Source organism: Geodermatophilus poikilotrophus, from assembly GCF_900111455.1.
Classification (GTDB): Bacteria; Actinomycetota; Actinomycetes; order Mycobacteriales; family Geodermatophilaceae; genus Geodermatophilus; species Geodermatophilus poikilotrophus.
In genome coordinates this window covers 128,598-149,038 of record NZ_FOIE01000004.1, presented here as the reverse complement: position 1 = coordinate 149,038, position 20,441 = coordinate 128,598, and the positions used below count along the sequence as shown (strand labels likewise).

Below are 20,441 nucleotides of genomic sequence, written 5' to 3'. Positions count from 1 at the left end.
CGGGGTGCTCCCGACCAGCCTGGTGGATGCCGCCGTCCGTCGCAGGTCGGACGATCACGTGGTCGCTGCCCTCCCGGACGCCGTCCGGACCCCGCCCATGCCCGTGCTCCACACGTCGGCGAGCGTCACCGTCTGCAGCCCGCGCTCGGCGATCAGCTCCAGCAGCTCGCCGTAGACGGTCGTGATCGTCGGCTGGTTGACGTGGCCCACGATCACCGCCTGCGCGGTGAACCACTCGCGTGCGGCGGCCATCAGCTCGGCCGGGGTGAGCAGCCGGTTGTCCTCCAGCGTGCCGTTCCACATGACGATCGTCGGGTGCCCGAGGTCGGCGCTGATCCGGTCGACCCGGTCGTCGTGCGATCCGAAGGGCGGGCGCATGAACGGCGTCCGGACGCCGAAGGTGCTCTCGATCCAGTCCCGGTTGCGGCCGATCTCCTCGGCGATCCCGTCCTCGGAGAGGGTGGTCAGGTCCGGGTGCGACCAGGTGTGGTTGCCCAGCGCGACCTTCCCGGAGTCGACGAGCGGCTGCAGCCGGTCGGCGTTCTCCTCCCAGGAGGAGTAGCGGCCGTTGGGGAAGAGGGTCAGCCGGACGCCGGAGTCCTCGACGAAGCGGCAGACCGACCCGACGACCTCCGAGCTGGTGCCGTCGTCGAGGGTCAGGGCCAGCGAGGTGCCCTCACCGGGCAGCCGGTCGACCACGCCCGTCGGCGCCTGCAGCACGGCGGGCAGCGCGGGCACGCTCGCCGGCTCGGCCGCCGCGGCGGTGCTCATCGACGCCCGCGTGGGGTCGACGAGGCCGACCGTGCCGCGACCCACGGCCGTGCCGGCCAGCCCGGCGGCGAGGAAGAGGAGGAACCGTCGGCGCTCCATGCGGCGGACGCTAGGGAGGGACACCGACCCGCCCGCGCAGCGACACGAGCCCCCCGAGTGGCCGGTACCGTCCGCGCCCCGACGGTCACCAGCCGTGCTCGACGTCACGCGGTGCACGCCGCATCCGCCGTCCGCGTCCGGTCCGCCCCCGGCCCCGCCGGGCTAGCGTCGCCCGCATGGACGTCGCGTGGGACGACTCGCGGCGGGCGTTCGCCGACGCCGCGCGGTGGTTCGTCCGGACGGCCGCGCTCGTCGGCGACGGCTGGTCCCGGCCCGCCCTCGGCGAGTGGGACGTCCGCGCCCTCGTGGGGCACACGAGCCGCTCGCTCCTGACGGTCGAGGCCTACCTCGCCCGCCCCGCCGCGATCGTCGAGGTCGGCTCCGCGCGCGACTACTTCCGCGCGACGAGGGCGGCCGCCGCCGACCCCGCCGTCGCGGCGCGCGGCCGGGACGCCGGGGCCGCCCTGGGGAGTGACCCGGCAGCCGCCGTGGCGGAGATCGCCGGGCGCGTGCTCCCGCTCGTCGAGGCCCGGGACGGCGCGGAGCTCCTGACGACGATCGCGGGCGGCATGCGGCTGGCGGACTACCTGCCCACGCGCACGTTCGAGCTGGCGGTCCACACCGCGGACCTCGCCACGGCGCTGGGGGCGCCCCTGGACGTCCCGGCGACGGCCGCGTCGCAGGCACTGCGGCTGGTCGCCGACCTCGCCGTCTCCGAGGGCGTCGCCGGCCCGCTCCTCCTCGCCCTCACCGGCCGGACGGGCCTCCCCGCGGGCTTCTCGGTGCTCTGACGCGGAGGGACGCTCAGCCGACCGGGACCAGCCCCGCCTCCTCGATGAGGCGGGCCTGCTCGCGGCACCACGGCGACCACGCGTCGCCGCCCTCGGACTCCTGGCGCTCGCGGAAGGTCGCCCAGTCCAGCAGCTCCCACTCGCCGACCTCGTCCGGGTCCGGCGCCGGGGTGCCGGCGAAGCCGCCGAGGTAGACCGGGCAGATCTCGTTCTCCACGACGCCGCGGAACTCCGCGCGGTACCGGTAGCCGGGCAGCGCCGGGCGCAGCCGGTCGACCTGCAGGCCCAGCTCGAAGGCGGCGCGGCGGGCGATCGCCGTGGCGTCGTCCTCCCCGGGGCCGGGGTGGCCGCAGACGGTGTTGGTCCACATGCCCGGGAAGGTCTGCTTTCCCTCCGCGCGGCGGGTGACCAGCAGCCGGCCGGCCTCGTCGAACAGGTACGCCGAGAAGGCCCGGTGCAGCGGCGTCTCGCCGTGGTGCACCAGGGGCTTGGGCATCGCGCCGATCGCCGTCCCCTCGTCGTCGAGCAGGACGATGAGCTCCTCCGAGGCCGTCACCCGTCCATTGTCGTCCTGCCGGGCCACCACCGGCGATCCCACCCGGCCGGCACCGCCCTCACGGCGCGCGGCGGGGACGCGACCACCGGGACCGACTGGCGGCGCACCGGAGCACCAGGCACCGTGCCGGGGTGGACAGCTTCACGCGCGACGGTCTGGTCTTCGACGTCCGGGACGGCGGCCCGGCCGGCGGTGAACCGGTCGTCCTGCTGCACGGCTTCCCGCAGGACGCCGCCTCCTTCACCGCCGTCGCCGACCGGCTGCACGGCACCGGGCTGCGCACCCTGGCCGCCGACCAGCGGGGCTACTCCCCCGGTGCCCGGCCGTCGGGGCGCGCGGCCTACGGGCTGCGGGAGCTGACCGCCGACGTGCTGGCGATGCTCGACGCAGCCGAGCTGGGCAGCGCGCACGTCGTCGGGCACGACTGGGGCGGCATCGTGGGGTGGGCGCTGGCGGCCTGGCACCCCGAGCGGGTGCGCACGCTGACCGCCGTGTCGGTGCCGCACCCGGCGGCGATGGCCAGGGCCTTCGTCACCAGCGACCAGGCGCTGCGCTCGTGGTACATGGGGCTGTTCCAGCTGCCGCTGCTGCCCGAGCGGCTGCTGCTGGCCGGGAACGGCGCGGCGCTGCGCCGGATGCTGCTGACCAGCGGCCTGTCGCCCGAGCTCTCCGAGCACTACGTGCGGCGGATGCAGGAACCGGGCGCGCTCAGCGCCGCCCTGGCCTGGTACCGCGCACTGCCCCTGGACGCCCGGGACCCGGTCGGCACGGTGCGCGTGCCGACGCTGCACGTATGGAGCACCCGCGACGTCGCCCTCGGCCGCACCGCGACCGAGCAGAGCCGGCGGTTCGTCGACGCCCCCTACCGGCTCGAGGTGCTCGAGGGCCTCCCCCACTTCATCCCCGAGCTGGCGCCCGACCGGGTCGCCGAGCTGGTCACCGAGCACGTGCGCGCGCACGGCTGACGGCTGCCGGTCGGCCCCGCCGCCGCATGGAGTGCGCCTCCCCCGGGCACACCCGGGACCCGTCCGCAGCCGACCCCCGGGAGGCACCCCGTGACGACCACCCGCACCCGACGCTGGCGCCTCGCCGCCGCCGGTGTCGCCGTCGCCGTGACCTCGTTCACCACCGCCGCGTGCGGCTCCGACGTCGTGGACGACGGCGTCGAGCAGGAGGTCGAGGACGCCGGCAACGAGGTCGAGGAGGAGGTCGAGGACACCGACCAGGACGGCGACGGCTGACCTCGCGCCCCGTCCCGCCCGCGCTCTGCTGCGGGCGGGACGGGCGCCGGCTCAGACCGCGGCCGGCGCGCGCGAGCCCCGGGCGCCGAGCGTCCGGTAGACCGCCGTCTCGAGGTCGTAGTAGCCCTGGACCAAGACGGCGTCGGCGAACGGGAAGACCTGCGTGCCCCAGAAGCCGGCGATCCCGTTGTGCCGGTCGATCCAGTAGAAGAGGTTGGCCAGGCCGGCCCAGGCCAGCGAACCGGCCGGCCGCCCCGTCGGGGCGTCGTCGTCGTTGACCATGAACGTCAGCGCCCACGACTTCGACAACCCGGGGAAGAACTCCGCGTCGTTGGAGAGCGCCGGGTCGACCCCGGGCAGGCCCTTGACCTTCAGCTCGCCGAGCCCGTTGCGTTCGGCCATCGAGACGGTGGACGGCTGCAGAACCTGCCCGCCGGGACCCGCTCCGTCGTTCAGCCACATGCGCAGGAACTTCGCGTAGTCCACCGCGGTGGAGTAGAGCCCGTGGCCGCCCATGTGCACCTCGGGGTCGGACGGCAGCTCGAAGTCGTGCAGCGGCGTGAGCGATCCGTCGTCCGCACGCTGGTGGATGCGCGCCAGGCGGCTGCGCGTGTCCGGGGTCAGCGTGAACGAGGTGTCGGACATCCCGAGCGGCGCCAGCACCTGCTCGGTCATGACCTCGCCGAGCCTGCGTCCGGTGATCCCCTCCACGACCAGCCCGGCCCAGTCGATGCTGGAGCCGTACTCCCACTGCTCACCCGGGTCGAACAGGAGCGGCGTCCGCAGGGACGCGCGGCTGGCGGTGACGACGCTGGGCTGCCCGTGGTCGGTGGCCAGCCGGTTGTAGTCCTCGTTGAAGAAGTCGTAGGCGAAGCCGGCCGTGTGCAGCAGCAGCATCCGGGTGGTGACGTCCCGCCGCGGCGGACGCAGCCGGGGGCTTCCGTCCTCGGCGAACCCCTCGAGGACCTGCACCTCGCCCAGCTCGGGCACGTACTCCCTGGCCGGGGCGTCGAGGTCCAGGCGCCCCTCCTCGACCAGCTGCAGGCAGACGGTGCCGGTGACCGCCTTCGTCGTCGAGAAGACCGCGCAGACCGTGTCGGGGGTCATCTCCTCCCCGCTCCCCAGGACCCGCTCGCCCGCCGCGCCCGTGTAGACGTCGCGCTCGCGGTCGGTGACGACGGCGACCACGCCGGGCACCCGGGGGCTGCCGGTGGTCACTCGCCGGAGCACGTCGTCCAGCGCCTGCTGCATGTCGGTCATCGCGGCCTCCCTCGGGGTCGGCGGCGCCGTCGCCGCCGTTGCCTGCGGCGAACCCAGGGTCGGCGGCCTCGTGCCTCCACTCCCCGACCGGCCAGTTCTCCCACCGGCCCGGGCACCGGCCGCGTGACCGCCATCCCGACGGGGTACGGCGGCGGCCGATGAGCACCGACGCGACCACCACCTCGGCGACCCGCGCGCAGCGGCTGGACCGGCTGCCGTTCACCCGCGAGCACGGCCGGCTCGTGGTGGGCTCCGGCCTGGGCTGGGCACTGGACGCGATGGACGTCGGCCTCATCTCCTTCGTGATGGCCGCGCTCGCCGTCCAGTGGTCGCTGACCCCGACCGAGCTGTCCTGGATCGGCTCCATCGGCTTCGTCGGGATGGCGCTGGGCGCCACGCTCGGCGGGCTGCTGGCCGACCGCATCGGCCGGCGGCAGGTCTTCGCGCTCACCCTGCTCGTCTTCGGCGTGGCCACCGGTGCCGCCGCGCTGGCGTGGTCGGTGGCCTCGCTGCTGGTGTTCCGCTTCCTCATCGGGCTGGGCCTGGGCGCCGAGCTGCCGGTCGCCTCGACGCTGGTCAGCGAGTACGCCCCGGCCCGGGTGCGCGGCCGCGTGGTCGTGGCGCTGGAGGCGTTCTGGGCGGTCGGCTGGCTGCTGGCGGCGCTGATCGGCTACCTCGTCGTCCCCGGCAGCGACGACGGCTGGCGGTGGGCGCTGGCGCTGGGCGCCGTCCCCGCGCTGTACGCGGTGGTCGTGCGCCGGGGGCTGCCGGAGTCGGTGCGCTTCCTGGAACTGCGCGGCCGGACCGACGAGGCCGAGGCCGCGGTGCGCCGGTTCGAGTCGGCGGCCGGGGTCGCCCCGGTGCCGTCGGCCCCGGCGCGGCCGACGCCGGCACCGCGACCCGGCGCGCTGTGGGCGGCGGGCTCCCGCCGGCGGACGGCAGCGCTGTGGGCGGTCTGGTTCGGCATCAACTTCGCCTACTACGGCGCCTTCATCTGGCTGCCGACGCTGCTGGTCGCCTCCGGCTTCTCGCTGGTGCGCTCGTTCGGCTTCACGCTGCTCATCACGCTCGCCCAGCTGCCCGGCTACGCCGCCGCGGCCCTGCTCATCGAGCGGTGGGGCCGCCGGCCGACGCTGGTGGTGTTCCTGCTCGGCTCCGCCGCCGGCGCCGGGCTGTTCGCACTGGCCGACGGCGACACCGCGGTCCTGGTCACCGGCATGGTGCTGTCGTTCTTCAACCTGGGCGCCTGGGGCGCGGTCTACGCCGTGACGCCGGAGGTCTACCCGACCGCACTGCGGGCCACCGGCGCCGGCGCCGCCGCCGGCTTCGGGCGCCTCGCCTCGATCGCCGCCCCGCTGTGCGTGCCCCCGCTGCTCACCGCCGGCGGCAACGGCCTGGTGTTCGGCACCTTCGCCGCCTTCTTCGTGGTCGCGGCGCTGGCCGCCTGCCTGCTGCCGGAGCGCCGCGGCGAGTCGCTGGAGGCACCCGTCCACTGACACCCGCGTGCCGCATCCCGCCGTGATCACCGGCGGGTGGCAGCAGCCGGCGGCGTGTCACCCAGCCACCCGCCGATGATCACGACGGGCTCCCGGACGCGTGGCCCCTGCGGAGGAGGCTGCTGCACGGAAGGTGGCCGCCGGGGCGCTGCTGCTCGTCGCGCCGGTGTCCCTGCGGCCGCACCCCGGCACTCGAGACCGCAGACGCCGGATACACCGGCCGCGGCGGGGGTAGCGGCGGGACATGGTTGAACCCACCCGCGACCGCCTGCAGGGCCTCAAGGTCGCCGTCACCGGCGCCAGTGGCAACGTGGGGACGGCACTGCTGCGCCGGCTCACCGCACCCGGCAGCGGCGTCGCGGAGGTCCGGGGGCTGGCCCGGCGGCAGCCGCCGTCCCTCGCTCCCTACGACGGCGTCCGGTGGCACCTGGCCGACCTCGGCGAGACCCGCAGCGAGCACGAGCTCACCCGCTTCCTCGACGGCGTCGACGCCGTCGTCCACGCGGCCTGGGCGATCCAGCCGGGCCGGCAGCCGGAGCAGCTGCACCGCGTCAACGTCGAGGGCACCCGCCGGCTGGCGCGCGCGGCCGCGGCCGCGGGCGTGGGCCACGTCGTGCACCTGTCCTCCCTCGGCGCCTACGCCGCCGGCGGCGGGGACCGGGAGGTCGCCGAGGACTGGCCGGTCACCGGCATCCCGAGTTCCCAGTACAGCCGCGACAAGTCCCAGGCCGAGCTGGTGGTCCGCGAACTGCTCGGCTCCCGGGAGGGGACGACGCTGACCGTGGTGCGCCCGACGCTGGTGCTGCAGCCGGAGGCCAGCAGCGAGATCGGCCGCTACTTCCTCGGGCCGCTGCTGTTCGGCGCCGCCCGGCTGCTGCCCGTCCAGGTGGCCAGGGTGCTGCCGCTCCCCCTGCCGTCGCTGCGGGTGCAGGTCATCCACGCCGACGACGTCGCCGACGCCTTGGTGGCGATGCTCGACCGCCGGGCCGGGGGGCCGTTCAACCTGGCCGCCGGGCCGACGTTCGACGCCGACGGCCTGGCCCGCGCCCTCGGCTCGGTGCGGGTGCCGGTCCCGGCGATCGTCCTGCGGACGGCGCTGTCGGCCGCGTTCCACGCCCACCTCGTGCCGACCGAGCCCGGCTGGCTCGACCTGGGCACCCAGGCGCCGGCGCTGGACAGCAGCCGCGCCCGCCGGCTGCTGGACTGGGTGCCGGCCCACAGCGGCGACGACGTGCTGCGCCAGTTCGTCGCCGCGCTCGGCCGCGGCGAGGGTGCACCCGGCCCGCTGCTGAGCCCGGCCGGCGGCGGGCCCCAGCGCGACCCCGCCGGCGACCCGGCCAACGTCCCGGGACCCCGGGCGACCTGAGGCCGTGCCGACGGTCCTCTCGGCGTGCCGCGGCGGCGGGACGCCGAGGGGGCCGGACGCCGGTGGCGCACGGTCGGTGGAGGTCGGCCCGCCCCCGGGGCAGGGGGTCCTCCCTCAGCCTCGCGGCATGCCGGCGTCCCGCAGCAGGCCGCCGCCGATGATCACCCGCTGCACCTCGCTGGTGCCCTCGTAGAGCCGGTAGAGCCGGGCGTCGCGGTAGAAGCGCTCGACCGGCGTCGTCCGCAGGTAACCCAGGCCGCCGTGCACCTGCACCGCGCGGTCGACGGCCCGGCCGACCATCTCGGTGCAGAAGAGCTTGGCCGAGGACGGGCCGATCGAGGTGTCCTCGCCGGTGTCGTAGCGGGCGGCGACGTCGCGGACCATCGCCCGGCCGGCCAGCAACTCGGCGTGCGTGTCGGCGATCTGCGCCTGCACCAGCTGGAACCGCCCCACCGGGGCGCCGCCCTGCTTCGCGGTCGCGGCGTAGGCCACCGACTCGTCCAGCACCCGCTGCGCCATCCCGACGCAGAGCGCGGCGATGTGCAGCCGGCCGCGGGAGAGCACGGTCAACGCCTTGGCGTAGCCGCGGCCCTCCTCGCCGATGAGCGCGCCGGCGGTCACGCGGGCGTCGTCGAGGAACACCTCGGCGGTCCAGGCGCCGGCCTGGCCCATCTTCTTGTCACGCGGACCCACGGTGACCCCGGGCGCCTTCGCGTCGACGACGAAGCTGGAGATCCCGCGCCCGCCCTTCTCGGCCGGGTCGCTGCGGGCGAAGACGACGAACAGGTCGGCGATCGGCGCGTTGGTGATGTAGCGCTTGGCCCCGTTGAGCACCCAGCCGTCGCCGTCCCGCCGGGCGGTGGTGCGCAGCCCCGCCGGGTCCGAGCCCGCCTCGGCCTCGGTCAGCGCGAAGGAGCCGATCAGCTCGCCGGACGCCAGCCGCGGCAGGTACGCCTCCTTCTGCTCGTCGCTGCCGAACTTCGCGATCACCTGGCCGGCGATGCCGTTGTTGGTGCCGAACAGCGAGCGGAACGCCGGGGTGGTGTAGCCGAACTCGAAGGCCAGCTCGACGTCCTCGGCCATGGTGACGCCGAGGCCGCCGTGCTCCTCGGGCAGCGCGTAGCCGAACAGGCCCATCTCGGCGGCCCGTCCGCGCAACTCGTCGGGGATGCGGTCCTCGTCCTCGATGCGTTCTTCGAGCGGGACGACCACCTCCCGCACCAGCTGCCGGACGGCGTCCCTGACCTGGCGGAAGTCCTCGGCGTCCACGCCGACATGGTGCCGCGCGTCCCGGCCGGCCGCCGCGGCGGGTTCCGGAGGCGCACACCGCGCTGCGCAACCGCGCGAGCACCGTTTGTCGTCACCGGCGTTGCGGCGCTAGCGTCGGGACGCCGCCCGAAACCGCTGGCGGTGCAGCACACCCCTGCCGAGGTACCCGTGCCGCACCTGCAGACCACCGTCGTCCACGCTCCCGACCAGGTCGTCGTCCGGCTGTCCGGCGACGTCGACGTGGTGGCCGCTGACCGGCTCACCAGGACCCTCCTGGAGGCCGCGGTCGGCGGGCGCGGAGCGGTGGTCGTGGACGTCGCCGGTGCCTGCTTCCGCGACTGCTCGGGCCTGCAGGTGCTGGCCGAGTTCAGCGACACGCTGGTCCCGGCCGGCCGTCGCTGCCGCATCGTGGGCGCCCCCGCGGCGACCCGCCGCCTCGTCCGCTCGACCGGGCTCGGGGAGCGGCTGGAGCTCGACGGCCCCGTGGACACCGCGGACCCCCGTCCCACCGTCCCGCTGCCCCCGCCCCGTGGCCCGTCGCCGGCGCGGCGCGCGGCCCTGCCGTACCAGGTGCGGCCCGGCCGGCGCGCCGAGGAGCGGCCGGGTCGACGCCGGCTGCGGCCCGGGTCGCTGCGCCGCTGGCGCTGAAGGACCCCGTCCTCCTCGAGAAGGACCCCGCTCTCCTCACCCCTCGCGAGCTCGGGGGGAGCCTCTGAGCGGGGCCACTTGGCTCGTGGCGAGCCTCTGGACGGGGCCGGCGGGAATCCTGCAGGGGGCCGGGGCCCTCGAACGGGGTTCGCCTGCTCAGGCGAGTGCGTCCAGCCGGGCCATGTCCTCGTCAGAGAGGCGCACCTGCGCCGCACCCAGGTTCTCCGCCAGGTGCTCGACGGACTTGGTGCCCGGGATCGGCAGGACGACCGGCGACGTGTGCAGCAGCCAGGCCAGCGCCACCTGGGACGGCGTGGCGTCCAGCTCGCGGGCGATGTCGGCGACCGGGCTGTCCGACGCGGCCAGGTCACCGGTCGCGATCGGGAACCACGGGATGAAGCCGATGCCGTGCTCGGTGGCGTGGTCGAGGACGTCCTGCGACTGGCGGTTGGTCAGGTTGTAGAGGTTCTGGACGCTGACGACGTCGACGATCGAGCGGGCCTCCTCGAGCTCGGCCACCGAGACCTCCGAGACGCCGATGTGGCGGACCTTGCCCTCCTCCTGCAGCTCCCTGAAGGCCCCGAGCTGGTCGGCCAGCGGCACGTCGGCGTCGATGCGGTGCAGCTGGATGAGGTCGATGCGCTCCAACCGCAGGGTGCGCAGCGACAGCTCCACCTGCTGCTTGAGGTAGGCCGGGCGGCCGACCGGCGTCCAGATGCCCGGACCCTGCCGGGTCAGGCCGGCCTTGGTCGCGATGACCAGGCCCTCCGGGTAGGGGTGCAGCGCCTCGGCGATGATCCGCTCGCTGACCACCGGGCCGTAGGAGTCGGCGGTGTCGATGAAGTCGACGCCCTGCTCGACCGCGGCACGGACGACGCGGCGGGCGTTCTCCGGGTCGGCCGGCTCGCCCCACACGCCGGGGCCGGGCAGCTGCATGGCGCCGTAGCCGAGGCGGTGGACGGGCAGGTCCCCGCCGATCGAGAAGGTGTCACCGGGCGCGACCGTGGTCATGCTGCCTCCGCAGGGTCTGCCCGCGGCCGGGTGCCACGGGATCCGTCGTGCGCGGCAGCACCCGCACCGGGCGTTGCTCTTCCAGGATGTGACCGCCGACACACAGCTAGGAGGGCCCCATGGGCGAGATCGTGGTGCTGCGGCACGGGCAGACCGAGTGGAGCCTCAGCGGCCAGCACACCAGCGTCACCGACCTGCCGCTGCTGCCCGAGGGCGAGGAGCAGGCCCGCCGGCTGCGCGGTGAGTTCGGGGACCGCAGCTTCGCGGCCGTGTGGGTGAGCCCCCGGCTGCGGGCGCGGCGGACCGCCGAGCTGGCCGGGCTCACCCCGACCGCCACCGACGAGGACCTCGTGGAGATCGACTACGGCGGCTACGAGGGGCGGACGACGGCGGAGATCAGCGAGGAGATGGGCCGGACCTGGTCGGTGTGGGTCGACGGCACCATCCCCGGGGCGACACCGGGCGAGACCCTGCAGGACGTCGGCGCGCGGGTGGACCGGGTGCTCGACCGCGCCCGGCCGCTGCTGGAGGACGGCGACGTGGTGCTGGTCGCCCACGGGCACGTGCTGCGCGTCCTCACCGCCCGCTGGCTGCGGCTCGAGCCCACGGCCGGGGCCCTGTTCGCGCTACCGGCCGGCTCCTACGGCGTCCTCGGGCACGAGCACGCCCGGCCGGCGCTCACCGGCTGGGGCCTGCACTGACCCGCGCGACCGGCGGCGGGGCGGGGCGGCCGAACAGCCAGCCCTGACCCAGGTCGGCGCCGAGCCGGGTCACCTCGTCGGCGGTCCGTTCGGTCTCCACGCCCTCGGCCACCACCTGGGCGCCCAGGGTGTGCGCGAGCTCGACGACCGAGCGGACCATGGTGCGTGCGCCCTCGTCGGGCAGCGCCTGCACCAGCGCCCGGCCCAGCTTGACGACGTCCGGGCGGACGGTGGCCATCAGCGAGCGGCTCGACCAGCCTGCCGCGACGTCGTCCAGCGCCACCCGCCAGCCGAGCGAGCGGTGGTGCTCGAGCACCGAGAGCAGGTGCCCGCGGTCCTTGACGGCGGACACCTCGCCCACCTCGACGACCAGCCGGGACGGCTCGATGCCGGCGTCCTGCAGCGCCTGCCGGGTGCCGGCCAGGCTCACCTCCGGCCGGTGCACCGACGCCGGGTCGGAGTTGACGAACAGGTCGGCATCGCCGAGCCAGGGGGCCGCGCCCGTGATCGCCGACTCGCGGCCGATGCGGTCCAGCCGCGGCAGCCAGCCGGCCGACTCGGCGACGAAGAAGAGGTCCTCGCCGCCCACCTCGCGGCCGTCGACCGTCCCGCGCAGCAGCGCCTCCTGCGCGACGACGGAGCGGTCGTCGAGCCGGACGATCGGCTGGTACACCGACCACAGCTCGGCCTCGGCCAGCAGGCCGATCTCCGCGGTGACCCCGCGGCGAGCCAGCTCCACGGCCAGCGTGGGCGCGGTGAGCAGCCGCGCGGTCAGGGCCGGTCCCCCCTCCGGCGGGTCGGTGGCCACCCGGAGGTCCTCGGCCTCGGCCGTCGTCAGCTCGCGGGCGAGCCGGCGGAACAGCCGGTCGACGCCGCGGCCGCCGTCCTCGTCGTCGACGTCGAGCAGGTCCGGCGCGGTGGAGACCGTCAGCCCCGTTGCCCGCGCCGTGCGGGCGACCTCGGAGAGCAGGTGCGCGTCGGAGGTCGCCAGGAGGACGCGGGTGGCACGCGCGGGGAGGTGCCAGTACTCCCGGCGCCGGAGTCGTCCGTCGGTGCTCACCACTGCACGAGGATGACCGAGGCGCGCAACCGGACCGGACAGGCGCGCGGTCGCGGATCGTAGTGCAGAGGCACTAAATGCGGCGACATCCGGCCCCGAACCCGTCGTGGTCGCTCACTTGAGTGTCTAAGGTCGGGCCATGATCGTTGTGCAGGAGTCCCCATCGGTGCGGACGTCGCGCGGCGGGCGCCCCCGGGACCCGAGCCGGGACGGCGTGATCCGGGCGGCCATCATGCGGCTCCTGGCCGACGTCGGGTACGGCGCGCTGACCATGGACGCGGTGGCGGCCGAGGCCGGCGTCGGGAAGGCGACCATCTACCGCCGCTGGCGCACCAAGCAGGACCTCGTGGCCGACACCATCACCGAGCTGAACGGCACCACGGTCACCCCGGCAGACACCGGGTCGCTCGAGACCGACCTCCGGGCGTTGCTCCACGCCATCGTCGACGTGATCAACGGGCCCATCGGTGCAGCGACGCAGGCGCTGCTGTCCACGGTCCCGCACCATCCCGTGCTGGGCGAGGCCTTCGGCGACGGCCCGGTCGGGGTGTGGTGCCGCGCGTTCGAGCAGGTCTTCGCCCGCGCCGAGGCCCGCGGGGAGCTGCGCCCGGGCCTGGCCGGCACCGTGACCGCCGAGGCCCTCATGGCTCCGCTGGTCCAGCGCTGGCTGATCACCGGCCACCCCGTCACCCGGGACTACGCCGACGAGGTGCTGGCCGACGTCGCGCTGCCACTGCTGCGGGCGACCTGCGGGCCGACCGCCTGAGGTTCACCAGCCCCGGGTGCCCGGCTCGCCCTTGAACGGGCCGACCACCTCGTCGGTGATCCAGCCGCCGTAGAAGTCCCCGGCCTGCGCCCGCACGGTCTCGCCGTCGACGAGCGCACGGTCCACCCGGCTCGGGTAGAAGGCGACCGCGCCGCGCAGGGACGCGTAGCGCTCCACCGGGTCCTCGTAGGACCAGCCCACGGAGGGGAAGCGCCGCCCCTCGACGACGGCGTCCCAGTAGGTGGCCGCGCCCTTCCACTCGCACCACGAGCTGCCCGACGCGCGTTGCAGGACACCCTCGGCGACGTCCTCGCGCGGCACGTAGTAGACCGGCGGGTGGCTGGTCTCGCAGACGCGGACGGCGCGGTCGGTGCTGGCCACGACGCGGCCGCCGAGCTCGACGACGACCCGCCGCCCGGTCACCTCGGCCGAGGGCGGGCGGGGGTAGTCCCAGACCGACTCCTGACCCGGGCGGACCGGGTCGGGGCGCGGGTGCCGCACGTCAGTCGTTGCGGTGCCGGACCTTCTGGACCAGGACGAGGGTCATGAGCAGGCCCACCGCGCCGACCGCGGCCATGCCGGCCGGCGTCTGCAGGAACTGCTGGACGACGGCCTGGCCCTGCGCCTTCAGTCGCTGCGGGCTGCTCCGGTAGACCAGCTGGTCCAGGGTCGCCGCGAGCGACTCCCGGGCGGCGTCGATCTCCAGCTGGATCTGTCGAGGGTCGCGAGGCACGGGCGACAGCCTGCCAGACACCGCCGGAGAGGGCGCGTCCGTCGGACTGGGGCCACCCGCACGGGCGGCTCCTCATACCCTGTGTCCACGCGGGAGTGGTGTAACGGCAGCCACGCCAGACTTAGGATCTGGTGCCTCCGGGCGTGCGGGTTCGACTCCCGCCTCCCGCACTCGGGTCAGCCCAGCGCGACGTGCAGCTCCAGCGCGGTGGACGGCCGGGTGGGGTCGTCGTCGTCCACCACGGCCAGCAGCCGCACGTCGTCGTCCTGGACGGCGCGCAGGGCCAGCCCCTCGACCTTCGGCACGCGCCCGTCCACCTCCGGCACCGTGGCGGCGTCCAGCACGGTGTCGCCATCGACCAGCACCAGCGCGGCGGCGACCACGGGCCCGTCGTCGACGGCGTTGGGGGTGTCCTCGGCGGCGGCGCTGAGCAGCAGCCGACCGTCGGGCAGGGCGATCGCATCGGTCACCGCCAGCCCCACGCCGGCGACCTCGCCCAGGTCGTAGCCGCGCGGCTGCTCGACCGGTACCGACGCGGGGTCCGTCCGGCCGAGGACGGCATCGACCAGACCGGCGAGCGGGACGTCCACGCTGCCCGGGCGCACGCCGGCGGCCAGGTTGCCGCGGTTGAACCACCGCACCGTGTCACCGCGCCGTGCGGCGCCCTCGAGGTTGAGCTGGTCCGCGGTGAGCCCGAGGCACTGCACGACGGCGGCGTGCAGCGGCGCGAGCTCCCCCGCCTGCACGACCGGCTGCCCGTCGTCCAGGCGCACCAGCACGCCGCACGTGCGCCGGTCCGTGGACCCGGAGCCGAGGAGCAGGACGGCCGGCTCCCCGTCGACCTCCGCCGGGCAGGCCACCTCGAGGTCGGGCTTGAGGCGCTTGGTGCCCGCCGCCTCGCTGAACCGGTCGTGTCCCTCCACGGACGGCAGCAGGCGCACCGCGGTGGTCCCGCCGGCCCGCCACCACGCGGCGGACGTCGAGTCGTCCGAGGCCACCAGCCAGCCGTCGCCGAGCGGTGCGACGGCCGAGGCCGCGGTGACCGGCGTCCCGTCGTCGAAGCGCAGCGCACGGACGTCCCCCACCGAGATCCGCATGCCGCCACTCTGCCCGCGCACCCGGCGGCCCGCCCGGGCGCGCTCCGGCCGACTCGTCCTGGCCCACCGCGCCGCTCGCGGAGCGGGTCGAAGGGCTCGTGAGCGAATTCACGGGAGCGGACCTCGGAGCGGCATCCGCGCAGGCCAGCGGCTTGCTGAGCGTGCGCGCGGCCGGACGGGGAGCAACAGGACCCGTAGCCTGGTGGCACCGGCCCGTCGCGCAGTGCTGCCCGACCCGCCGTCTCCCCCGCACGTCCACGACCCCGTCGGAGCTCATGACCTCCCCACGCCCCGAGACCACCGACCGAACCGAGCAGATCGAGGACAAGGAGAAGCCCCAGGGCGCCCAGCTGAGCGCCACCCAGGTGGCTGCCGGCGCCCTCGCCGCAGTGTCTTCCGCCGTGGTGGCCTCCTTCTTCGGCCTCGCCGGCACCCTGATCGGGGCCGCGCTGGCCAGCGTGATCAGCACCGTCAGCGCCGCCCTGTACAGCAACTCGCTGCAGAAGACGAACGAGAAGCTGCGGCGAGCGCGCGGCCAGCTCACCGCACGCCAGCCGGCGGTCGAGGAGGCCGAGGTCGCCCCGGCCGCTCCGGCGACCCGGGTGCTGCCCGCCCACCTCGACCCGCGCCGCGCCCCGGCCCGGCGGTCCAGGCCGCGTTGGACGCGGGTGGCCGTCTACGCCGCCGCCGTGTTCGTGATGGCGATGGGCATCGTGACCGGGATCGAGCTGGTCGGGCAGAAGCCGGTGTCCGCCCTCGTCGGCGGCACGGAGACGTCCAGGACGACGACGCTCGGCGAGATCACCACCGCGTCGTCGTCCTCCGAGCAGCAGGACGACGACGACTCGACGCCGTCGTCCCCCACGACGACCGCGCCGGCCACCGGGACCAGCGCCCCGGCTCCCGACTCGGACACCGGCACCGACGAGGGGTCGACGTCGGAGGACGAGGGGTCCGACAGCGAGCGGTCCTCGTCGGCGACGCCGACGCGGAGCCCGGCGGCCGACCCGACCACCGGCAGCGAGCGGTCGGACTCCTCGGGGGGCTCGTCGCAGCGGAGTTCCTCGCAGGACTCGGCGGAGGACGACTCCGCTCCCGCCGCCGGGGCCGAGCCGACCCCCTGACGCGACGCGTGGACGCCCGCGGTTCCGAGCACCGGGACCGCGGGCGTCCGTGCGTCCTGGCGCGGGGACGGCGACCGGTCGCGCCGACCCCGTCCCGTCAGGACCGGCCGAGCAGCTCCGCGACCAGGGGCACCAGAGCGGCGAAGGCCTGACCGCGGTGGCTGACCGCGTCCTTCTCGGCCGCGCTGAGCTCGGCCGCGGTCCGCTCCAGCCCGTCGGGCAGGAACACCGGGTCGTAGCCGAAGCCGTTGGAACCCCGACCCTCCCGGACCACCCGGCCGCGCCACGACCGCTCGAGCACCCGCTCGGCGCCCTCCGGTGTGACGACCGCGGCCGCGCAGACGAACGCCGCGCCGCGCCGCTCGTCGGGCACGTCGGCCAGCTGCCCGAGCAGCAGCGCGGTGTTGGCGGGGTCGTCCCCGTGCCGGCCCGACCAGCGGGCGGACAGGACGCCGGGCATCCCGTTGAGCGCGTCGACGGTCAGCCCGGAGTCGTCCGCGACCGCCGGCAGCCCGGTGTACCGGACCGCCTCCCGGGCCTTGAGCAGCGCGTTCTCCGCGAAGGTCGCGCCGGTCTCCGGGGCCTCCGGGTAGTCCGGGACGTCGCGCAGGCCGACGACGGCGACCCCGGGGACCGCGCTCTCGAGCAGCCGCCGCAGCTCGGCGAGCTTGCCGGGGTTGCGGGTGGCCAGCAGCAACCGGTCGCTCATCGGGTACCGGCCTGCTGCAGGGCCTCGGCCTGGATGCGGCTCAGCTCGGCGCAGCCGCCGACCGCCAGGTCGAGCAGCGCGTCGAGCGCAGCGCGGTCGAAGACGCCGTTCTCCGCGGTGCCCTGGACCTCGACGAAGCTGCCGTCGCCGGTGCAGACGACGTTCATGTCGGTGCCGGCGCGGACGTCCTCCTCGTAGGCGAGGTCCAGCCGTGGCTGCCCGTCGACGACGCCCACGCTGACCGCGGCCACCGACTGCAGGACCGCCCTGGGCCGGGCCAGCTTGCGGCGCTCCCCCAGCCACCCCACGGCGTCGGCCAGCGCGACGTAGGCGCCGGTGATCGCCGCGGTCCGGGTGCCGCCGTCGGCCTGCAGGACGTCGCAGTCGATGGCGATGCTGTTCTCGCCGAGCGCACCGAGGTCGATCGCGGCCCGCAGCGACCGGCCGATGAGCCGGCTGATCTCGTGCGTGCGCCCGCCGATGCGGCCCTTCACCGACTCGCGGTCGCCGCGGGTGTGCGTCGCTCGCGGCAGCATCGCGTACTCGGCGGTCACCCAGCCCAGGCCCGAGCCCTTGCGCCAGCGCGGCACCCCCTCGGTGACGCTGGCCGCGCAGAGCACCCGGGTGCGGCCGAACTCGACCAGCACCGAGCCCTCGGCGTGGTCGAGCCAGTTGCGGGTGATCGTCACCGGGCGGAGCTGGTCGGCCGCCCGGCCGTCGGGACGGGGCTTCGCCGGGGTCGTGGTCACGTCCGCCGACAGTAGTGCGGGCCTCCGCGTGCCCCCCGGTCCGGCTGGGCAGGATCCCCGGCATGCGATCTGAGCTGCGGACGGTCCGGACCGGCGGCGTGCCCACGGTGGTCGACCTCACCGACGAGTGCGCCGAGTTCGTCCGCGACGAGGCGGACGGGCTGCTGCACGTCTTCGTGCCGCACGCGACGGCGGGGGTCGCCGTCATCGAGACCGGCTCCGGCAGCGACGACGACCTGCTCGCCCAGCTCGACGTCCTCCTGCCCAGGGACGAGCGCTGGCGGCACCGGCACGGCAGCGCCGGGCACGGCCGCGACCACGTGCTGCCGGCGTTCGTCCCACCGCACGCGAGCGTCCCGGTGCTGGAGGGCCGCATGCAGCTGGGCACCTGGCAGCGCATCTGCCTGGTCGACACCAACACCGACAACCCACAGCGGCACGTCCGGCTGTCCTTCCTCGCCGGCTGACCGACGACCCCTGCCCCACCCCACCGCGGCGCCGTCCGGCGGCTCGCGGCGAGCGTGCGAGCCCGCGAGCGGTGCGGCGGACGGACTCCCGCCTGCGCCGGGGCCGCTCGTCCACCCCCTGCCCCGTGGTCGGCCGGGCACGGCAGGATGACGGGCGTGACCGATACCGACGTCGCTCCCGTCCGCCTGGCCCCCGGGGACCCCGCGCCGGAGTTCACGCTGCCCGACGCCGACGGCAACCCGGTGTCGCTCGCCGACCACCGCGGTCGCCGGGTGGTCGTCTACTGCTACCCGGCGGCCATGACCCCGGGCTGCACCACCCAGGCCGTCGACTTCACCGCCGCCGCCGGCGACCTCGCCGAGGCGGGGCTCGACATCATCGGCATCTCCCCCGACCCGCCGGAGAAGCTGCTGCGCTTCCGCGAGCAGGAGGGCCTGCAGATCACCCTGCTGTCCGACCCGGACAAGCAGGTGCTCGCCGCCTACGGCGCCTACGGCCCCAAGAAGCTGTACGGCAAGGAGGTCGTCGGGGTGATCCGGTCGACCTTCGTCGTCGACGCCGAGGGCCGCATCGAGAAGGCCTCGTACAACGTCAAGGCCACCGGGCACGTGGCCAAGCTGCGGCGCGAGCTCGGCCTGGGCTGAGCACGGGCCGTCCTGCCCGTCTCACTCACGGGCTCGCGGCGGGGCCGGCAGGACGAGCCTCCCCGCACGTCACGAGTCAGGTCCGCCACGTGCCGGGACGCTCGTCAGTCCCCCGTCTCCGCCCGCCGGGCCCGGGCACGCCGGCGGCCCTCGTGCATCGCCTGGACGCGGGCGACCGGGATGGTGTGGCCCTCCGCGACCAGGTCGGCGGGGAGCTCCTGCGCAACGGGCAGCAGCGCCCGCCACGGGTCGCCGTCGCCCAGCCGCTCCGGCGCCGTCCGGACGGTGACGTCCCCGGGTCGCACCGCCGGCAGGTCCTCCCACGCCACCGGCGCGGACACCGGCAGACCCGGCCGGATGCGCGGGCTGTAGGCGGCCACGATCGTCGAGGAGCCCGACCGGGTGGAGTCGAGGAACACCCGGCCGTGCCGGTCCTCGCGGATGTAGGCGGTGGTGGCCAGGTCCGGGTCGAGCGCGGCGGCGCGGGCGGCCAGGGCGCGGGTCGCGGCGGCGGCGTCCTCGGGCGGCACCCCCCGCACCGGGACGACGACGTGCACGCCCTTGGACCCGCTGGTCTTCACCGCCCCCGTGAGCCCCGCGTCGGCGAGCGCCCGCCGCACCAGCTGCGCGGCCTGCACCACCACGCCGAAGTCGGCTCCCTCCGGCGGGTCCAGGTCGAGGACGATGCCCGTCGGCTCGTCGTGGCCGGCGAGGGAGAAGGGGACGTGGAACTCCACGGCCCGCTGGTTGGCCAGCCACAGCAGGGTGCGGCGGTCGTCGCAGAGCACCTGGTGCACCTCGCGGTGCGCGCCGGACGACCACACCGGGACGGTGCGCACCCACTCCGGCGCGCCCTTGGCGACGCTGCGCTGCATGAACGGTTCCTGGCCCGGCCGCACGCGCTTCACCGACAGCGGCCGACCGGCCAGCTGCGGCACCAGGCGGTCGGCGAACGCGTCCAGGTGGTCGACCAGGTCCCCCTTGGTGACCTCCAGCCCGTCACCCAGCGGGGCGTCGAGGCTGGTCAGCCGGACGCCGTCCCGTTCGTCGTCGACCACCGGCCCACCGTGCCCGGCCGCCCGCGGCCGGGCAACCGGGGGCGCTGCTCAGACGTCGTAGGTCGCGCCCGGCTCGACCAGCTCCGCCGTGGGGAAGACGGCGCGCGCCGACGCCAGCTGCGCCGTCCGGTCGACCCAGGCCGGGACGTGGGTGAGCAGCAGCCGGCCGACGCCGGCCGCGACGGCGTGCTCGCCGGCCTCGCGGCCGGTGAGGTGCAGGCCCGGCGGCAGGCCGGGGACGTCGGGGTGCGCGGCCTCGGCCAGCAGGACGTCCGCGCCGCGGGCGAGCTCCACGACGGCGGCGCTGGCACCGGTGTCGCCGGTGTAGACCAGCGACCGGCCGCCGGCGGTCAGCCGGACGGCGTGGCACTCGACCGGGTGGGCGGTGCGCACCGTCCGCACCTGGAAGGGACCGAGGTCGAACGGGCTGCCCTCCAGGACGGTGAACTCGAAGACGTCCTCGAGCGGGGCGCCGTCCCCGTAGTAGGCCGACGCGAGCCGCCGGCCGGCGCCGGGCGGGGCGTAGAGGGGCACCGGCCGGCTCCGCGATCGCCCCGAGTACCGGTGCCAGACGATGAACGGGGCGACGTCGAGGCAGTGGTCGGCGTGCAGGTGCGACAGGTAGAGGGCGTCGACCGTGGCCGGGTCGGCGAGGGACTGCAGGGTGCCGAACGCGCCGTTGCCCAGGTCGAGCAGCACCCGGAAGCCGTCGTGCTCCACCAGGTAGCAGGACGCCGGGGACGTCGGCCCCGGACCGCTGCCCGAGCAGCCGACCACCGTCAGCCTCATGCTCCGCTCCCCGCTCGCTCCTCACCGGCGGCGGT

The 20,441-nt window shown here is 75.7% G+C and carries 24 protein-coding genes and 1 tRNA gene; 12 read left to right on the top strand and 13 right to left on the bottom strand.

Translation table 11 applies throughout. From position 1 onward, the window contains the following. Positions 1-54: 54 nt before the first annotated feature. The gene (locus BMW27_RS10640) at positions 55-870 is read right to left on the bottom strand and encodes a polysaccharide deacetylase family protein (protein WP_091443576.1); all 816 of its coding nucleotides are present in this window, start codon (positions 868-870) and stop codon (positions 55-57) included. Between the two features lie 176 nt (positions 871-1,046). Between BMW27_RS10640 and BMW27_RS10635 the strand changes: the two genes are divergently transcribed. Continuing rightward, positions 1,047-1,661, top strand: a complete 615-nt coding sequence (locus tag BMW27_RS10635; RefSeq protein WP_091443573.1) for a maleylpyruvate isomerase N-terminal domain-containing protein — start codon at positions 1,047-1,049, stop codon at positions 1,659-1,661. 13 nt (positions 1,662-1,674) lie between these two features. Here BMW27_RS10635 and idi read toward each other — a convergent pair whose 3' ends face one another. Beyond that, positions 1,675-2,217 carry an isopentenyl-diphosphate Delta-isomerase gene (idi, locus tag BMW27_RS10630; protein WP_245743471.1) on the bottom strand — a complete coding sequence of 181 codons (543 nt, stop codon included), beginning with the start codon at positions 2,215-2,217 and terminating at the stop codon, positions 1,675-1,677. Positions 2,218-2,348: 131 nt separating this feature from the next. On the opposite strand from idi, the gene BMW27_RS10625 reads away from it, so the two are divergent. Together BMW27_RS10625 and BMW27_RS10620 are read left to right on the top strand one after the other, a co-directional pair. Beyond that, entirely contained in the window at positions 2,349-3,182 is an 834-nt protein-coding gene (locus tag BMW27_RS10625; protein WP_091443569.1) for an alpha/beta fold hydrolase, read from the top strand. A gap of 90 nt (positions 3,183-3,272) precedes the next feature. Continuing rightward, on the top strand, positions 3,273-3,458 hold the full coding sequence (locus BMW27_RS10620; protein WP_091443565.1) for a hypothetical protein: 186 nt from the start codon (positions 3,273-3,275) through the stop codon (positions 3,456-3,458). A gap of 51 nt (positions 3,459-3,509) precedes the next feature. On the opposite strand, the gene acmB is transcribed toward BMW27_RS10620, so the two are convergent. Continuing rightward, the gene (acmB, locus tag BMW27_RS10615) at positions 3,510-4,718 is read right to left on the bottom strand and encodes a methyl acetate hydrolase AcmB (protein WP_091443561.1); all 1,209 of its coding nucleotides are present in this window, start codon (positions 4,716-4,718) and stop codon (positions 3,510-3,512) included. A gap of 158 nt (positions 4,719-4,876) precedes the next feature. On the opposite strand from acmB, the gene BMW27_RS10610 reads away from it, so the two are divergent. Both BMW27_RS10610 and BMW27_RS10605 read left to right on the top strand, forming a co-directional pair. Continuing rightward, positions 4,877-6,214: an MFS transporter gene (locus BMW27_RS10610; protein ID WP_091443559.1), complete on the top strand. Its 1,338-nt coding sequence runs from the start codon at positions 4,877-4,879 to the stop codon at positions 6,212-6,214. Between the two features lie 244 nt (positions 6,215-6,458). Continuing rightward, the gene (locus tag BMW27_RS10605; protein WP_091443555.1) at positions 6,459-7,580 is read left to right on the top strand and encodes an NAD-dependent epimerase/dehydratase family protein; all 1,122 of its coding nucleotides are present in this window, start codon (positions 6,459-6,461) and stop codon (positions 7,578-7,580) included. Positions 7,581-7,694: 114 nt separating this feature from the next. On the opposite strand, the gene BMW27_RS10600 is transcribed toward BMW27_RS10605, so the two are convergent. Then, positions 7,695-8,849, bottom strand: a complete 1,155-nt coding sequence (locus BMW27_RS10600; RefSeq protein WP_091443552.1) for an acyl-CoA dehydrogenase family protein — start codon at positions 8,847-8,849, stop codon at positions 7,695-7,697. A 168-nt stretch (positions 8,850-9,017) separates the two neighbouring features. Here BMW27_RS10600 and BMW27_RS10595 point away from each other — a divergent pair, with 168 nt between their 5' ends. Beyond that, positions 9,018-9,497: an STAS domain-containing protein gene (locus tag BMW27_RS10595; RefSeq protein WP_175486470.1), complete on the top strand. Its 480-nt coding sequence runs from the start codon at positions 9,018-9,020 to the stop codon at positions 9,495-9,497. 156 nt (positions 9,498-9,653) lie between these two features. Here the strand turns inward: BMW27_RS10595 and BMW27_RS10590 are convergent, their stop codons facing one another. Beyond that, complete coding sequence (locus tag BMW27_RS10590; protein WP_091443545.1) at positions 9,654-10,508, bottom strand: aldo/keto reductase; 855 nt, start codon at positions 10,506-10,508, stop codon at positions 9,654-9,656. Positions 10,509-10,627: 119 nt separating this feature from the next. On the opposite strand from BMW27_RS10590, the gene BMW27_RS10585 reads away from it, so the two are divergent. Beyond that, positions 10,628-11,209: a histidine phosphatase family protein gene (locus BMW27_RS10585; protein WP_091443542.1), complete on the top strand. Its 582-nt coding sequence runs from the start codon at positions 10,628-10,630 to the stop codon at positions 11,207-11,209. Here BMW27_RS10585 and BMW27_RS10580 read toward each other — a convergent pair. Continuing rightward, the gene (locus BMW27_RS10580; protein ID WP_091443540.1) at positions 11,187-12,272 is read right to left on the bottom strand and encodes an EAL domain-containing protein; all 1,086 of its coding nucleotides are present in this window, start codon (positions 12,270-12,272) and stop codon (positions 11,187-11,189) included. The genes BMW27_RS10585 and BMW27_RS10580 overlap by 23 nt on opposite strands. Before the next feature lie 136 nt (positions 12,273-12,408). On the opposite strand from BMW27_RS10580, the gene BMW27_RS10575 reads away from it, so the two are divergent. After that, positions 12,409-13,035, top strand: a complete 627-nt coding sequence (locus tag BMW27_RS10575) for a TetR/AcrR family transcriptional regulator (protein WP_245743469.1) — start codon at positions 12,409-12,411, stop codon at positions 13,033-13,035. Positions 13,036-13,038: 3 nt separating this feature from the next. Here the strand turns inward: BMW27_RS10575 and BMW27_RS10570 are convergent, their stop codons facing one another. Then, on the bottom strand, positions 13,039-13,536 hold the full coding sequence (locus BMW27_RS10570; protein ID WP_091443534.1) for a DUF427 domain-containing protein: 498 nt from the start codon (positions 13,534-13,536) through the stop codon (positions 13,039-13,041). A gap of 1 nt (position 13,537) precedes the next feature. Beyond that, positions 13,538-13,768, bottom strand: coding sequence for a DUF3618 domain-containing protein (locus tag BMW27_RS10565; RefSeq protein ID WP_091443530.1), 231 nt, complete (start codon positions 13,766-13,768; stop codon positions 13,538-13,540). 89 nt (positions 13,769-13,857) lie between these two features. On the opposite strand from BMW27_RS10565, the gene BMW27_RS10560 reads away from it, so the two are divergent. Next, positions 13,858-13,938, top strand: a tRNA-Leu gene (locus BMW27_RS10560). Positions 13,939-13,944: 6 nt separating this feature from the next. On the opposite strand, the gene BMW27_RS10555 is transcribed toward BMW27_RS10560, so the two are convergent. Further along, positions 13,945-14,865: a DUF6910 family protein gene (locus BMW27_RS10555; protein ID WP_091444239.1), complete on the bottom strand. Its 921-nt coding sequence runs from the start codon at positions 14,863-14,865 to the stop codon at positions 13,945-13,947. Between the two features lie 275 nt (positions 14,866-15,140). Here BMW27_RS10555 and BMW27_RS10550 point away from each other — a divergent pair, with 275 nt between their 5' ends. Beyond that, positions 15,141-15,989: a hypothetical protein gene (locus tag BMW27_RS10550; RefSeq protein ID WP_091443527.1), complete on the top strand. Its 849-nt coding sequence runs from the start codon at positions 15,141-15,143 to the stop codon at positions 15,987-15,989. A gap of 97 nt (positions 15,990-16,086) precedes the next feature. Here BMW27_RS10550 and rdgB read toward each other — a convergent pair whose 3' ends face one another. Then, complete coding sequence (rdgB, locus tag BMW27_RS10545; protein ID WP_091443524.1) at positions 16,087-16,698, bottom strand: RdgB/HAM1 family non-canonical purine NTP pyrophosphatase; 612 nt, start codon at positions 16,696-16,698, stop codon at positions 16,087-16,089. Further along, a complete protein-coding gene (gene rph / locus BMW27_RS10540; protein ID WP_091443521.1) occupies positions 16,695-17,447 on the bottom strand; it encodes a ribonuclease PH in 753 nt (250 codons plus the stop codon). Before rph ends, rdgB begins: the two co-directional genes overlap by 4 nt. Before the next feature lie 62 nt (positions 17,448-17,509). Between rph and BMW27_RS10535 the strand changes: the two genes are divergently transcribed. Then, the gene (locus BMW27_RS10535; protein WP_175486469.1) at positions 17,510-17,914 is read left to right on the top strand and encodes a YjbQ family protein; all 405 of its coding nucleotides are present in this window, start codon (positions 17,510-17,512) and stop codon (positions 17,912-17,914) included. Between the two features lie 156 nt (positions 17,915-18,070). Then, positions 18,071-18,559, top strand: coding sequence for a thioredoxin-dependent thiol peroxidase (gene bcp / locus BMW27_RS10530; RefSeq protein ID WP_217638115.1), 489 nt, complete (start codon positions 18,071-18,073; stop codon positions 18,557-18,559). Between the two features lie 104 nt (positions 18,560-18,663). On the opposite strand, the gene BMW27_RS10525 is transcribed toward bcp, so the two are convergent. Both BMW27_RS10525 and BMW27_RS10520 read right to left on the bottom strand, forming a co-directional pair. Beyond that, entirely contained in the window at positions 18,664-19,617 is a 954-nt protein-coding gene (locus BMW27_RS10525) for a DNA polymerase domain-containing protein (protein ID WP_091443516.1), read from the bottom strand. A 48-nt stretch (positions 19,618-19,665) separates the two neighbouring features. Then, on the bottom strand, positions 19,666-20,406 hold the full coding sequence (locus BMW27_RS10520; RefSeq protein WP_091443513.1) for an MBL fold metallo-hydrolase: 741 nt from the start codon (positions 20,404-20,406) through the stop codon (positions 19,666-19,668). Positions 20,407-20,441: the final 35 nt, after the last annotated feature.

Coding starts and splice junctions, on each gene's coding strand:
- BMW27_RS10610 (WP_091443559.1), top strand. CDS start 4,877: ATGAGCACCGACGCGACCACCACCTCGGCGACCCGCGCGCAGCGGCTG.
- BMW27_RS10575 (WP_245743469.1), top strand. CDS start 12,409: ATGATCGTTGTGCAGGAGTCCCCATCGGTGCGGACGTCGCGCGGCGGG.
- BMW27_RS10605 (WP_091443555.1), top strand. CDS start 6,459: ATGGTTGAACCCACCCGCGACCGCCTGCAGGGCCTCAAGGTCGCCGTC.
- BMW27_RS10550 (WP_091443527.1), top strand. CDS start 15,141: ATGACCTCCCCACGCCCCGAGACCACCGACCGAACCGAGCAGATCGAG.
- BMW27_RS10590 (WP_091443545.1), bottom strand. CDS start 10,508: ATGACCACGGTCGCGCCCGGTGACACCTTCTCGATCGGCGGGGACCTG.
- BMW27_RS10640 (WP_091443576.1), bottom strand. CDS start 870: ATGGAGCGCCGACGGTTCCTCCTCTTCCTCGCCGCCGGGCTGGCCGGC.
- rdgB (WP_091443524.1), bottom strand. CDS start 16,698: ATGAGCGACCGGTTGCTGCTGGCCACCCGCAACCCCGGCAAGCTCGCC.
- BMW27_RS10635 (WP_091443573.1), top strand. CDS start 1,047: ATGGACGTCGCGTGGGACGACTCGCGGCGGGCGTTCGCCGACGCCGCG.
- BMW27_RS10555 (WP_091444239.1), bottom strand. CDS start 14,865: ATGCGGATCTCGGTGGGGGACGTCCGTGCGCTGCGCTTCGACGACGGG.
- BMW27_RS10535 (WP_175486469.1), top strand. CDS start 17,510: ATGCGATCTGAGCTGCGGACGGTCCGGACCGGCGGCGTGCCCACGGTG.
- BMW27_RS10520 (WP_091443513.1), bottom strand. CDS start 20,406: ATGAGGCTGACGGTGGTCGGCTGCTCGGGCAGCGGTCCGGGGCCGACG.
- acmB (WP_091443561.1), bottom strand. CDS start 4,718: ATGACCGACATGCAGCAGGCGCTGGACGACGTGCTCCGGCGAGTGACC.
- BMW27_RS10585 (WP_091443542.1), top strand. CDS start 10,628: ATGGGCGAGATCGTGGTGCTGCGGCACGGGCAGACCGAGTGGAGCCTC.